16 protein-coding genes are annotated in these 12,687 nt (G+C 41.0%); 5 read left to right on the top strand and 11 right to left on the bottom strand.

The genetic code is table 11. The features are described 5' to 3' along the window. Positions 1-2: 2 nt before the first annotated feature. Positions 3-161: a hypothetical protein gene (locus tag AAC978_RS07205; protein ID WP_341547364.1), complete on the top strand. Its 159-nt coding sequence runs from the start codon at positions 3-5 to the stop codon at positions 159-161. 105 nt (positions 162-266) lie between these two features. Here AAC978_RS07205 and AAC978_RS07200 read toward each other — a convergent pair whose 3' ends face one another. Then, positions 267-716: a hypothetical protein gene (locus AAC978_RS07200; protein WP_341547363.1), complete on the bottom strand. Its 450-nt coding sequence runs from the start codon at positions 714-716 to the stop codon at positions 267-269. 246 nt (positions 717-962) lie between these two features. Here AAC978_RS07200 and AAC978_RS07195 point away from each other — a divergent pair, with 246 nt between their 5' ends. Continuing rightward, positions 963-1,118 carry a hypothetical protein gene (locus AAC978_RS07195; protein WP_341547477.1) on the top strand — a complete coding sequence of 52 codons (156 nt, stop codon included), beginning with the start codon at positions 963-965 and terminating at the stop codon, positions 1,116-1,118. A gap of 222 nt (positions 1,119-1,340) precedes the next feature. Here AAC978_RS07195 and AAC978_RS07190 read toward each other — a convergent pair whose 3' ends face one another. The 3 genes from AAC978_RS07190 to AAC978_RS07180 form a co-directional block, all read right to left on the bottom strand. Further along, positions 1,341-2,384, bottom strand: coding sequence for a 4Fe-4S binding protein (locus AAC978_RS07190; protein ID WP_341547362.1), 1,044 nt, complete (start codon positions 2,382-2,384; stop codon positions 1,341-1,343). A gap of 260 nt (positions 2,385-2,644) precedes the next feature. Further along, positions 2,645-3,409, bottom strand: coding sequence for a 3'-5' exonuclease (locus AAC978_RS07185; RefSeq protein WP_341547361.1), 765 nt, complete (start codon positions 3,407-3,409; stop codon positions 2,645-2,647). Positions 3,410-3,514: 105 nt separating this feature from the next. Next, entirely contained in the window at positions 3,515-4,027 is a 513-nt protein-coding gene (locus AAC978_RS07180; RefSeq protein ID WP_445900289.1) for a hypothetical protein, read from the bottom strand. Positions 4,028-4,189: 162 nt separating this feature from the next. On the opposite strand from AAC978_RS07180, the gene AAC978_RS07175 reads away from it, so the two are divergent. Together AAC978_RS07175 and AAC978_RS07170 are read left to right on the top strand one after the other, a co-directional pair. Further along, complete coding sequence (locus AAC978_RS07175) at positions 4,190-4,945, top strand: class I SAM-dependent methyltransferase (RefSeq protein WP_341547359.1); 756 nt, start codon at positions 4,190-4,192, stop codon at positions 4,943-4,945. Positions 4,946-5,164: 219 nt separating this feature from the next. Then, positions 5,165-5,710, top strand: coding sequence for a LysM peptidoglycan-binding domain-containing protein (locus AAC978_RS07170; RefSeq protein ID WP_341547358.1), 546 nt, complete (start codon positions 5,165-5,167; stop codon positions 5,708-5,710). A gap of 31 nt (positions 5,711-5,741) precedes the next feature. Here AAC978_RS07170 and AAC978_RS07165 read toward each other — a convergent pair whose 3' ends face one another. The 5 genes from AAC978_RS07165 to AAC978_RS07145 form a co-directional block, all read right to left on the bottom strand. Next, on the bottom strand, positions 5,742-5,999 hold the full coding sequence (locus AAC978_RS07165) for an adenylate cyclase (protein WP_341547357.1): 258 nt from the start codon (positions 5,997-5,999) through the stop codon (positions 5,742-5,744). Positions 6,000-6,103: 104 nt separating this feature from the next. Then, the gene (locus AAC978_RS07160; protein WP_341547356.1) at positions 6,104-6,805 is read right to left on the bottom strand and encodes a pirin family protein; all 702 of its coding nucleotides are present in this window, start codon (positions 6,803-6,805) and stop codon (positions 6,104-6,106) included. A gap of 66 nt (positions 6,806-6,871) precedes the next feature. Next, complete coding sequence (locus AAC978_RS07155) at positions 6,872-7,291, bottom strand: MarR family winged helix-turn-helix transcriptional regulator (protein WP_341547355.1); 420 nt, start codon at positions 7,289-7,291, stop codon at positions 6,872-6,874. Between the two features lie 226 nt (positions 7,292-7,517). Continuing rightward, positions 7,518-7,973: a DoxX family protein gene (locus AAC978_RS07150; RefSeq protein WP_341547354.1), complete on the bottom strand. Its 456-nt coding sequence runs from the start codon at positions 7,971-7,973 to the stop codon at positions 7,518-7,520. A 294-nt stretch (positions 7,974-8,267) separates the two neighbouring features. After that, positions 8,268-10,130 (bottom strand): DUF4153 domain-containing protein, encoded by a 1,863-nt coding sequence (locus AAC978_RS07145; RefSeq protein WP_341547353.1) that lies wholly within the window; start codon positions 10,128-10,130, stop codon positions 8,268-8,270. Between the two features lie 224 nt (positions 10,131-10,354). On the opposite strand from AAC978_RS07145, the gene AAC978_RS07140 reads away from it, so the two are divergent. Further along, positions 10,355-11,413, top strand: a complete 1,059-nt coding sequence (locus AAC978_RS07140) for a DMT family transporter (protein ID WP_341547352.1) — start codon at positions 10,355-10,357, stop codon at positions 11,411-11,413. Between the two features lie 14 nt (positions 11,414-11,427). Here AAC978_RS07140 and AAC978_RS07135 read toward each other — a convergent pair whose 3' ends face one another. After that, on the bottom strand, positions 11,428-11,598 hold the full coding sequence (locus AAC978_RS07135; protein ID WP_341547351.1) for a hypothetical protein: 171 nt from the start codon (positions 11,596-11,598) through the stop codon (positions 11,428-11,430). A gap of 115 nt (positions 11,599-11,713) precedes the next feature. Further along, positions 11,714-12,451, bottom strand: a complete 738-nt coding sequence (gene truA, locus AAC978_RS07130; RefSeq protein WP_341547350.1) for a tRNA pseudouridine(38-40) synthase TruA — start codon at positions 12,449-12,451, stop codon at positions 11,714-11,716. Between the last annotated feature and the right edge of the window lie 236 nt (positions 12,452-12,687).

Below are 12,687 nucleotides of genomic sequence, written 5' to 3'. Positions count from 1 at the left end.
AAATGTCAATTAAAACCGAACAACCTGTTGCTCAGCACAAGAAGAAAGCCTATGAAGATGAGTGGTATGACTTACTGCCAATTGAGAAAAAGTTAATTGGCTATTCCTTAGGACTGGGACTTTCACTATTGCTCCTATTCGTGATCATCTTCAAATTCTAATGCTGCCGTAGTGTCCTTGCATAAAGAAGTGCCGCCGAACAACCGTGATACGGTAGTTCGGCGGCACTTCCTTTTTTAATGCTTTAATCATGGGGATATTTGCAACTAGGCAATGTTACTTTTAAGTTCGCGAAGGGTAAAGCTGGTTCCATCAGCTAAGCTAAACGTTTCATCCTCAAAACACAGAATCAATTGGTCAAGAAGCTCCTCTTTTCTCTTCAATAACAAGTCATCCATATATTGCTCATCATCGATGTGTCTTATGGCAAGAATAGCTAGCCCTATTCTTTTTTTATCGCGCTCTACCGTTTTCTCTAAATCATGTTTATCTACTTTGCCAAACATGAGAACATCGTTATCTGTTGACGACTTTCTGACCATAATAACGTATTTATCGGAATCGCCTAAGACATGGAAGCTCTCGTCTTCAATCTTCACTGATAAAGACCTCAGAGCGTATAAGGTATCCACATCAGCCATAAACTCCCAGGCAACTTTCTGAACCGCCTTTCTGTGGTGAAGAATAACCTGTTTGATAGCATGATTAATATCCATAGTTAGCTCCCTTCAATCAGTATGATATTAAGATATTGTTTTTGTAACCACTTTCACAGAGGTGAGTAATTACTAGCAACGTATAGCGATAACTAGCTGTACGTTGCTACTTTTATTATTTGTCTACCTCTATTATTACCTTTAGTCAAGGAAAGTTCAAGTGACTTGAAAATCAGCTTTTCTAATTGATACTATTTAAGAAACTCATGATTATTCTATCAACGGGTAAAATAAGGAGAAGAAAGGATGGTAGCGCATATGGTAGAAAAGAAATTTCCAAACCGACCAGCAAATCCTGATACAAAGCCTTCTCAAAACCATAAACCTGATAAAGCCCCCAGTTTGGATTCTCGAGACGGACATGGTTTGTCTTTAGACGAAGCGCTCAAAGGCAAGGGATAGATTGTCAGAACCATTCCATCTTCGATGATCTAAAAGACTCCCCCCCTAAAGTATAGGAGAGGATTTAGCGAATTATTATTCGCCTTAAATCCTCTCCTTATTCTTGTATATTTTGATGTACGCATTTCCGGATTCGCTACTTTCATCGTGCCATAAACCCATATTTCCATCTGATTTGCGTTTAATGATTAGCATCAATTGCTTAGCATTTATTGTCGGCGTTTAATGGTTAAACTGACTCGCTTGTGGAATTAGAATCTTGTACATCTCCGGTGGGATACTAGTTTCCCAATGCCCCGTAAGCTTTGCCAACCCGACAACCATAAACCATATTAAAATAATTGCAATAGCCGCTCTTTTAGGATCGAAGATAAATCTTTTTCCATGAGTGGCGGGCGAACTAAATTCTAAGGTTCCTTTGACTGGACAGCTCTTGACACAGTTCAGACATCCCGAACATTCCGGTGACCAAACATTTTTAGCTTCAGCCACTTTGAGTTGATTAGGGCAGACTGCCGTACATTTTTGGCAGGAGATGCAGGTGTCCGCATTTCGACGAATCTTCCAAGGGCTAAGGATGCTGAGAAGGCTCATCAGTGCTCCGTAAGGGCAAAGGTACCTACACCAGAAGTTCTGGAATAGCACCGATAACAAAATGAGTACTACAATAACAGTGATTCCGACTCCTGTCATATTCTTAAAGAAGTCCAGCATTTTTACATCTGCAATCATATTATAAGGAGTTTGCAGAAAACCGTAGGCGTTCGCTCCATCCATAAAGATGAGGATAAAGACGATAAAAAAGCTAAGCAAAATATACTTAATGGAACGCATAGGGTAGTCAAGCCACCGTGGCATAACAAAGTTCTTGCCGAAGAGCTTTCTACCGACGACAGCTAATCCCTCGGATAATGTACCGATGGGACAGACCCATGAGCAGAAGCTCCGCTTGAATACTAACGAAAGAGCCATAGCTAATAATAAGATAACAAGTCCCGCAGGATGGACTGTATCAAATATCCCGGTAACCAGCCAAGATTTCAGGGCAACTAAGGCACTGATCGGAAGAAAGGCCTCTACCCCTGCCGGCCGTGAGATTAATACTGTAGCATTTGGATCGGTATAGGAGTTAACAAAGCCCATGAATTGAATACCAATATACAGGATAACCAATACAAAAAGTAGCTGTACTGCTCTTCGCTCTATAGGCGCTCTGTCCTTTTTCAGGAACTTAAAATCAATTCCTTTATGCTTTTTTACACTCACACTAACCACCCTTATCCGCTAAACGCAATACCCTACGTTGGCATATCTATTTGGGATATCTATTATGTTTTTACACACATTTATGTTTATAGTGCTCAATATTTATTGCACAACTTATTGTACTTTAAAATCTGTCGCTAGAGTGTGATTGTAATCACTAAATCGATTGCAAAAAATAAAATTCATTTTAATATAGAATGAGCAAACACAAGTAGGCTTTCTCCGTTGGGGATAAGCCTATCTTCGTTATATAGCGCTATTTAAGGTGTTGACACAGTTACTTCTTTCGTAAACTGATTCGTCCTTCCCATTTTGTAAGCAAGCTTGATCATTTCTTGTTCCTCTTCGGTCATTTTTCGAGTATACATTTTTTCAAATTGCCGGAGCAGTTGATCGAAGTCGATGACCCGTTTTGCTACTCTTGGCCGAATCGTCTTCTGGGATGGATCGTAGAGCTTTGGTTGCATCGATGCCTTATATACTTTTTTAAATACCTCAGCCGTGTAGTATGCATCATTAAGTGCATTGTGAAACGGATGGGTTATAGGAATATTCAAGAGTTCTACGGCATGTTGAAGTCGCAAACGGTTTTTCCTAGGGCGGTTAAATTGCTCGGAAACATAGAACTGGAGGTCGATCACTCTTCTCGGTAAACGCGTTTGATCTAACCCATGGTACTCAACATTTCTGAAGAGCTCTGTTATATCCGACATACCCCATGTACATAATATCGAATCAGTTTCATCAATAAAGGTTGTGTAGGCCTGATATATCTCAGGAAATGGTTCTCCTGCTAAGAGCTGTTCTATGGTTATGCCAGTCAATTCGCTAACCAATGGATTCATTCTAGCATAGAAGGTTGGCTTTATATAATGATTAAACTTACCTTGGGTGTTCAATTCCGTATCTAACTTAATGGCCCCGATCTGAATGATTTCAAAGGGATAGCGGACCCGTTCCCTGTCAAAATTCTGCAGGGTAGAAATGTCCTGATTAAATTCTAAGTCAAATATAATGAAGGCCATGGATAGACTCCTTAAGCATAATCATTACTTTCATAAAATACTCTTCTTCAATTCATAGTAATCCCTAGATTAAAGTCACTTCGAAACCACAGGAATGGTAGATATCTAAACCCGAAAGAGCCTCCACTTCTCATAAACATCCAGCAAGTAAACAAAGGTTCCGTCCAACCATCTTATGTAATTCTCCCTTTCGTCAGGCTCTACTTGAAACACATTGATACCCTTACTGGCCGCATTTCTTGTCATTTCCACACAATCGATGATAAATATTAGCTCTAAAAGACTTATACTAAAGATATATTCTTCATCAGTGTGAAGCTTAAGCGCTTCATACTGAATCCTATCTAGCAGTTGGTTCACTTTTTCAAGATCACTCTGTGGCTGATCGTCCTCGTCGGCAATGGTCTCAATTTCAAGCTTGAAGTACTCACGTCCTAAACGCAGACAATAGATAATCATTTCAGCATCTTTTTGGGATAACTGCAAATTCGCCCGAAAATCACTTTCTTCTCTGTTTTCTTCTGCAGCAGAAATAGCTTCATCAATCCCACGAATTTCCCGTTTTTCTTTGTATTGCTGAAAATCAACAACCTTTCCTTTATCTCCTGGCAAATTCATCTCTCCCTAGAACAACGCTTTAAAAAGCGCATTGCTACTAAATTAATAATAGATTTATTGTACCATTTCCTTAATAAAAAATCCTTGTATCTCTGCAGGAAATATGAATATGGAGTTTAATAATACAATGACGAGGTAATGAAATCAAGAAAGAGGTTTGTCATGAATAGCAAATATACTGAAATAAATTCCAAGTTCTTTGATAAATGGGTTGAGGAAGGTTGGGAATGGGGAAAACCCATAAGCCATGAAATCTATAACAAAGCCAAAAATAATGATTGGGATGTCGTGTTAACACCGACAAAGCCTGTTCCTAAAGAATGGTTCTGTGCAATGAAACATGCTAAAATCTTGGGGTTAGCTTCCGGTGGCGGTCAACAAATGCCCATCTTCTCCGCATTGGGAGCTGAATGTACTGTCATAGATTATTCCGTAAAGCAATTGCAAAGCGAAAAAGAGGTCGCTGCAAGGGAAAACTATGCTATAGAGATTGTGCAAGGTGATATTACGAATCCTTTACCCTTTGCCGATGAATCCTTTGACTTGATTTTTCATCCAGTCTCAAACTGCTACATCGAAGATATTCTGCCCGTTTGGCAGGAATGTTATCGCGTTTTGAAAAAGGGAGGAATCTTGTTAGCAGGATTTGATAACGGCTTTAATTACCTTTTTGATGATGATGAATCAACCATTACAACAAAATTGCCATTTAATCCTTTAAAGGATCCTCAATTATATGAGAAGTCTATCGAAAATGACTGGGGTATTCAATTTTCACATACGATCGAAGAACAAATCGGTGGACAGCTTAAGGCTGGCTTGGTGCTTACGGATATCTATGAAGATACCAACGGTCAAGGGAAACTCCGAGAATTTAATGTGCCAACGTTTTACGCTACGAGGGCTGTTAAGAAGTAGAACTCTTTCTGAAGTTCCCTCCGGAGCAGCCACATTAAGAGAGCAAGTAGCCCCCTCTGGAAAGGGTAGTCTACTTGCTCTTTTGTGCTTCTCTGCTAAGGTCATTCGCGCACACTTAGCTCAGTTATTAACAAATATAATTCTCCAGCCCTAGGAGTGCAATCGCCAATGAAGTACTCATGAATATAATGATCCAAACAAGACTTAGGAGGGCTGTTCATGACATACATCGTTCAAGCTGGTGACACTCTGTATCTCATTGCTCAGCGATTTAATACCACTGTGAATGCTATCCTTGCTCTAAATACACAAATCACTAACCCGAATTTGATTTTTCCTGGGCAAGTCATCAACATTCCTAGCCAAACATCTTTTTGCCCCTTATTACGACAGGGAGATCGCGGCTCTAGTGTGACCAGACTGCAGTACCTTCTAAGCTTTGCCCGTTATAATCCAGGTCCTATCGATGGGATTTTTGGACCTAGAACTCAAAGTGCTCTTAATGCCTTTCAGTTTAGTCAAAAGGAGCTGGAACGCACAGGTGTAGCCGATCCAGCAACCTGGGCCGCTTTAGCTGCGGAATGTCAGCCACGCTCTGAAACCATCACATATGTCATCCGGCCCGGCGATACTTTATTCATTGTCTCTGTTCGCTATAACGTAACTGTCGAGAGTATATTAAGGGTTAATCCCCTCATCACCGATCCCAATATTCTACGGGTAGGCCAGATTATTAATATTCCTCCAAGTGCAAAATCACATTAGCCCTCATCCTTATTATCAATAATTTAAGGCCTTACTTTTCACCGGAAAGAACACTCAACGCATCATCTAACGCATGCTGATATTCTGGAGGCAAGTCCGTAATTGTCTCACGGATTTGCTTAAAGGCTTTGCCGTGGGCTTCCAAAGCTTGGGCATTCTGTGGGTAACAGGAATCTACTAAGCTGGCCAGAGCCTCGGCCTCTTCGTATTTCCCATGCTGACTCAGATAATCATGAAGTGGTAGGGCAAATTTGAAAACATCATTTTTTGATTTGATTGTGAAGGACATATATGTTTCCCTCCTAAAAAATTTCAAAATAGGTTAAAATCAATCTGCGAACTGAAAGGTTTGGATAAGTGGCAACAATTATTGGTGGTCTCAAATTTTCAGTTTTACTCTGACTTCCTCATCTCGATAAGGATGTAGTGGGATTTCTCGGAAGCTTTCAATTTGATGACTTCTTCAGTGATTTCTAGAGCATCTCGTTTCTCTAATGGGATATTACTAACGAGGGCAGCTCCTTCGATTTGAACCATATAAGCCTGCCTGCCCTTGCCCACCGGAAAATCTATCTCTTTCCCGGCCTCTAGCTCCAAAACATAAATGTTTACATCTTGATTTATTTTGATTATAGCATCACCTTTTTTGTCGGAAGCAATGTGAAGCCACTTGTTTTTTCGATCATCCCAATCAAATTTGAAATCTCCATAATTAGGGGTGTGCCCCTTTTTATCAGGAATCACCCAGATCTGCAGGAATCTTAGCAGCGAATCTCCTAAGTTATGCTCGCTATGGTAAACCCCTGTTCCTGCACTCATATACTGAACATGTCCCCTCGTGAGGGTGTTTTTATTGCCCATACTGTCCCCATGAGTTAACGAACCCTCTACTACATATGAGATAATCTCCATATCCCTATGAGGATGTGTGTCAAAGCCTGTTTTAGCCTTAACCAAATCATCATTGACCACCCGCAAAACCCCAAAGTTCATATTGTCGGGATTATAGTATTCAGCAAAGGAAAAATGAAATTTGCTCTTCAACCACCCCAGATCGCTCTTGCCCATATTCTGATTTTCAATTTTTCTTAACATAACTCGATTTCTCCTGTCCTCATAAGTGTTTAGATTTCCTTAAAGCAAAGCATTTAAGTAACGCATCTAAATTGATGCTCTTAGTTCAAGTAAACTTTTCAATAAGTTCTTTTTCATATCTTTATCTATACCTGCTAATAGGTTGTCAATAAATTGCTGGTGCTTCGGAAATAATTCCTCAATTACTTCTTCACCTTTCGGGGTTAGACCAACATAATAAACTCTCCTATCCTTCTCACATTTCTTCCGTTCCACCAGACCGGTTTTCTGCAGCTTATCAATAATATAAGTGATGGTACCACTTGTGACTAAGATCTTCTCGGCGATCTTTTGTACCGGTTGCTCCCCATTGTGCCATAAGAATTCGAGGACGCCGAATTCACTGATATTGAAGCCGTATTCTTGCACGTTTTTTTCAATAAGCGAAAACAGCTTATTATAGCTTCTTGCCATTGCGATTACCAAGTTCAGATTCAAACTATTCATAGCTTATCGCATCCTTGTTTTTATATCTTGATTTCAAGATTAATATATACTATTTAACATCTTAAAGTCAAGGCTATTTTATAATTATACTAAATTTATAAGTAATTTAAGACAGATGTTAATGATCACTACTTAACAAAAAGACGAGTGACAACAACTTTTTGTGAGTTATCGCCATTCGCCTTGCCATCCGTCTTTTGTCTGTGATTCCTAGGATATTTGCTATCTAAATGATATTATTCCAGAGTTCTCTCCATTTTCTTGGCCTTTTATAGAGAACATACTCTCCAGGTCCAGTCAAGAAGATTCCCAACGCAGCAGCAATAATAGCTAAGCTGTATTCGTAACCACCTTTTGTAATATCATAGCCATTTTTAAAGGTAACTCTCACAATCGCCACAATCATGGTTCCAATGATCAGGAGCGATGCTAAAGGCATAAACACACCCGCTGCAAAGAGGAGCCCACCCAAAAGCTCACCTAAACCTGCCATAACAACAAAGGGCAATGCAGGTTTAAAACCAATCGATTCAAAGAATTGGCTAGTACCCTTAATCCCATGGCCTCCGAACCAACCGAAAAGCTTTTGACAACCATGAATAGCAATAGATATTCCAAATGCTAGACGAATGAGTAATAAACCCAAATCTAGCGTCCTTTTAATAGTCCTTACATTTAACATTCTCATACCTCCCTTGTCTGTTTCTATTATTCCTATATCGTTTAGACTCATACAAGTTTTAAAGGCGAGAATTGATACTTTTATCACCAGTTTTATGATCAAGAGGCTCTGATGTAGTCTGAAGTAAATAGATGCTTCTATAAGTATCACATTGGAAAGAGCAAGAGGCTCCCTCTGAAAAGGGTAGTCTACTTGCTCTTTTCCATTTTATACTCTTAGTCCTCTATTCTTTCCGCTACCTATGATTTTCCCTATCTCTTAGTGGCATTTCCGTGGAGGCAAATCCATTCTGGTCTATTTCTCGTTCATATAAAGCGAGCTCAAATCAAATCCATAAAAAATCCGATCGGCTTTGGGGTCTAGATTCATCTCGATACGATTGAATACGAGTAGCACGGTCACTTCCGGAGTATCAAGCTGCAAGCTCATATCTTCGAGTCCGACCTGAGTGGGGCGTCCATCATTAGGTGGGTATGACGCTGAAATCCGCTTTACGTAATCATCCATATTTTGCTCGAGAATCACCTGATCATTGAGCTCAATTCGTAAGGTCGGCATATTCGTTTTCGGATCCATTGTCCAATTAATACGATAGGTTCCTTGAGTACCGTTTAGGGTAGCTGATGATTGTTCTTTCATGTAGGCGTAGCCCTGTAGGTTTAGAGCCCAGCGATAGTCACTGATGTCGATGGCCTCGGGACTTAGCTCGAGAATAGTTACCAAGGACTGTGTATTATTCCCGAAAGGATCCTCATATTTGGGCCAAACTTGCTCGAAGCCCAGCTTGTTCTTGAAGGTGCCGCTTTCAGCCAAGCGTTTATCAAACCAAGTCGGAAGCTTCGCATTCTCTGCGTAGGCAAGGTAAGTCACGGCATCAGTAATCGACTCTCGTACCGCCAGATCAGGTGGAGTAGCTGCTGGGATCAACTGATCATTCTCCAGCATACCCTGGTTGATCAGTAGCTTCTCAACACGGTTGACTTGAGCAGAAACCGGCAAGGCTTGGTAACCCACCACGGGGAGGACGGCCAAAACAGCCATGACACAGGTTAGCAGTGCAATCGCCGGATGAGCGTCGTTCTTTCTTAAGAGCAGGAGAATTGCCGAGATCAAAGCAATAATCCAAATGACAATAAAGAAATATTCGGTAGTTTTAAGACCTGATTTCTGCAGTTGAATCACGAAGGCCCATGCCTCAAAGGCAAGAATCACAAGAGCGGCCAGCGGATAAACCCGGCGATAAAATCTTGCTAACCCTGATTCTGAGTGGGTGACAATCATATGAAGCAAGATTCCGCCGATGGTATAAGCTGTGGCAATCCCATAAAGTCTCAGGAAGGAAGCCTGCATACCACTTAAGATCGTTCTACCCGCCCAAAGCAGCAGGACAATAGTCAAGGCCAGCACAATCGGAATGAGGATGTATTCGAAAAGAACTTGGATAAAGCGTGGCTGCTTCTGAGCCACCTCGCGGTGAGGATCCCTTTCACCCCGTCGAAAGTCCGGAAAATAACCGACAAAAATCGTAAAAGCTATAAACCCGGATAAAGTCCCGAGGTACATATAAACTTTCTCGCTCATCCCCTCATATAGCAAAGCCTCAATGGCACCGGCAACACCTGATGTTCCAGCCATAATGACCAGCCCATAGATCATGGCAATAAAATAAGCCTTAAGAGTCATGAAAAAGGAACGCGCGAAGTCCGACTGATCCTTTGGGTATCCGGCTAGGTAGATAAAAGCAATAAGACTAATCAGGATAGCTACACCAACACGGGCTTCAGCCAGAGTGGAGATGGTAGCAAAGTTTGATTTTACCAAGTCAGGGTAGGTTCCGCCAAAGAAGTAAAGCACCAAAAATGTCACTACAACTGCAGCTACTCCAAGCAGATTAGCTGTAAGGAAGGCTTTTTTATGATTATAGCGGTTATATGCTCCGGTAATCACTGCTAGACTAAAGACTCCACCCAGAGCAAAAGACCAATGTAGACAGTTAAACAAGAAATTATAGGGTTCTTGCGCAGGCCAATCGAGCTGAATTCTAATCATGGTTACGATGGCAAAACCTAGGGCACTAGCTATCGAAGCCGGGAACCTTTGGAAGGCTTTGATTGCACCTCTAAAACTTTGCAATGTTGACTGAATGAAGACACTCATCACTCGCACCTCCTTAACTCATGATTAAATAGTTTATGTATATTTATTTTTATTACTCTTTATTATAATAGCTTAAGGCAATAAAGAGAAATTATTTGTCAGAATCAGCTAGGCAATGTATTACAATGAAAGTATCAATAATTGTATTCCGTACTTTGCCATGATATATTCCAGTTATCCCTCATTTGGACCACCCGCAAATTACTCTAAGGAGATGCACACCGTTGAACAACAAGAAACACTCCGCTATTATGGCAGCGATCTTTGCCGCGATACTCTTTGGCATCAGCGCTCCCATCTCAAAAATATTGCTTGTAAAGATTCCGCCAACCTTGATGGCAGCCCTACTCTACTTGGGTGCAGGTTTAGGAATGGCTGTGATTAGTTTAATCAAACGCCTTCGCGGTCAAAAACACCGGGAAGCTAAGATGGACAGGAATGACCTACCCTTTGTCTTAGCCGTGATTGCTCTGGATATTGCTGCTCCAGTATTTTTAATGATCGGCTTAACCATGAGTTCCTCAGCCAATGCTGCCCTCTTGGGCAATTTTGAAATCGTGGCGACATCTTTAATCGCATTACTGCTTTTTAAAGAATCTATCGGTCGACGCTTATGGAGTGCAATCGTCCTGATTACCCTTGCCAGTATTATTCTATCCGTGGAGACTTTAAGCAGCTTCACCTTCTCTTTGGGCTCAATATTTGTATTACTTTCCTGCCTTTGCTGGGGCTTTGAAAATAATTGCACCCGCATGCTCTCCATCAAGGACCCCATGGATGTTGTTATCGTTAAGGGATTTGGGTCAGGCTTTGGGGCTTTATTGCTGACTTTTCTTCTGAAAGAATCGCTAAATAACCTGAGTGTAGCCTATATCCTGTTTGCCCTTTTCCTAGGCTTCTTCGCCTATGGGCTCAGCATTTTCTTCTATGTTTCAGCTCAGAGGGAGCTTGGTGCGGCCAGAACCAGTACTTATTATGCAATCGCCCCCTTTATTGGGGTAGGTCTATCTTTTGTGATTTTCAGGGTACCCCCGACTGTTTCTTTCCTAATCGCTCTACTGATTATGATCGCCGGCGCTTATTTTGCCACCTATGAAAAACATCAGCATACGCATACACACCCTGCCTTGGTCCACGAACATCGACATTGCCATACTGACCATCACCATAATCACACCCATAACGAACCTACCCATCAAGAGCACAGCCATGTGCACTCTCATGAGCTCCTTAGTCACGTACATAACCACACTCCGGATATTCACCATAGCCATGTGCACTGAATCTACACTTGCATCTATCCTTCTAGAGTTGTCCCTGTAGATGCAAATCCTTTCCGCTCCACTTTATCCCATCCTTTGGGTTTTCTGAGTAAGGCAAAGACATTTCGATGAAGGGTCCGCTCAAAGGTTAAGAAATACGGCATAGCCACAATCCCTGTACGTCCATACCGAAGATTAAAATGCATCTTTTTCTACACAAATGGGGCGTGTGAAGTCCTTATTTCACGCGCCCCATTTGCCTATGATAATTTCCCAAGAGTCTCGCTGTCTGTGTATATTTAGAGTCCCTGGTATCTTGTTCTAGTACTGAACCTCTCTTAAAAATAGACCTTTTGCTTGGGCTATAGGACCAGCTTCCCAACGTTTCTTCTCCTGCAGCATCTTCTCAACCTCTGTTGAGTCGAGTTTACCTCTACCTATTTCTAAAAGAGTTCCTACGATAATCCTTGCCATGTTCCATAGAAAACCGTCACCAATTACTTCTATTTCTAAATAATTGGTATTTTCAAAGATATTAACAGAATGGATTGTACGAACAGTCGACTTATTACCTGATCTCATGTTGGTAAAACTAAGAAAGTCATGGGTCCCTATTAAACTCTGTGAGGCATTTCGCATTTCAACCAGATCGAGTGGCTCTGTAATGTGATATGAATATTTTCGTTCAAACACATTTCTGTATTTACCTGTATTAATTCTATATACATAGGTCTCTGATTTAACGTTATATCTTGCATGAAATCTATCATCTACGAGCTCGATAGATTTTACGACGATATCTTCGGGCAAAAACTCATATAAATAGTAAAGTATCGCATCATTATTAAAGGAGGACTTTGTATGGAAATTTGCAATGTAGTTTTCAGCATGCACTCCTGGGTCCATTCTATCACAGCCCACAACTAAAACATCTTCACCCGACATTTTAGATAAGACAGCTTCAAGCTTGCCTTGAACTGTTAAATCCGTATCTTTTTGTTTTTGCCACCCTTTGTATCTAGACCCATCATAGGATATCGTCATTTTAAAGTTCCTCATAGTACCCCACCTTCATCTATTAAATCCTTCAGGATTATTCTATTTAATTATTCTACCCTACACTGCTAATTTTAAATGCCCTTTAGACCGTTGTCCGTAAGCGCTTAATAAAAGGGTGCATGGAAACTACTTGAGGCCTATGGCAAAATATAATAAAACCCAGCTACACTAGTTATAGCCGGGTACTGACACAGGATCAAGTTTAATTACAAACGACAATAGTCGGGGAGTTCAGG

This window comes from Desulfitobacterium sp. THU1 (assembly GCF_038181555.1).
Lineage (GTDB): Bacteria > Bacillota > Desulfitobacteriia > Desulfitobacteriales > Desulfitobacteriaceae > Desulfitobacterium.
Note: the sequence above shows the minus strand (reverse complement) of the source record. Positions and strands in the feature narration are given on the sequence as shown.

Coding starts and splice junctions, on each gene's coding strand:
- AAC978_RS07135 (WP_341547351.1), bottom strand. CDS start 11,598: ATGCATTTTAATCTTCGGTATGGACGTACAGGGATTGTGGCTATGCCG.
- AAC978_RS07185 (WP_341547361.1), bottom strand. CDS start 3,409: ATGGCCTTCATTATATTTGACTTAGAATTTAATCAGGACATTTCTACC.
- AAC978_RS07160 (WP_341547356.1), bottom strand. CDS start 6,805: ATGTTAAGAAAAATTGAAAATCAGAATATGGGCAAGAGCGATCTGGGG.
- AAC978_RS07180 (WP_445900289.1), bottom strand. CDS start 4,027: ATGAATTTGCCAGGAGATAAAGGAAAGGTTGTTGATTTTCAGCAATAC.
- AAC978_RS07205 (WP_341547364.1), top strand. CDS start 3: ATGTCAATTAAAACCGAACAACCTGTTGCTCAGCACAAGAAGAAAGCC.
- AAC978_RS07150 (WP_341547354.1), bottom strand. CDS start 7,973: ATGTTAAATGTAAGGACTATTAAAAGGACGCTAGATTTGGGTTTATTA.
- AAC978_RS07170 (WP_341547358.1), top strand. CDS start 5,165: ATGACATACATCGTTCAAGCTGGTGACACTCTGTATCTCATTGCTCAG.
- AAC978_RS07175 (WP_341547359.1), top strand. CDS start 4,190: ATGAATAGCAAATATACTGAAATAAATTCCAAGTTCTTTGATAAATGG.
- AAC978_RS07145 (WP_341547353.1), bottom strand. CDS start 10,130: ATGAGTGTCTTCATTCAGTCAACATTGCAAAGTTTTAGAGGTGCAATC.
- AAC978_RS07155 (WP_341547355.1), bottom strand. CDS start 7,291: ATGAATAGTTTGAATCTGAACTTGGTAATCGCAATGGCAAGAAGCTAT.
- AAC978_RS07195 (WP_341547477.1), top strand. CDS start 963: ATGGTAGCGCATATGGTAGAAAAGAAATTTCCAAACCGACCAGCAAAT.
- AAC978_RS07200 (WP_341547363.1), bottom strand. CDS start 716: ATGGATATTAATCATGCTATCAAACAGGTTATTCTTCACCACAGAAAG.
- truA (WP_341547350.1), bottom strand. CDS start 12,451: ATGAGGAACTTTAAAATGACGATATCCTATGATGGGTCTAGATACAAA.
- AAC978_RS07165 (WP_341547357.1), bottom strand. CDS start 5,999: ATGTCCTTCACAATCAAATCAAAAAATGATGTTTTCAAATTTGCCCTA.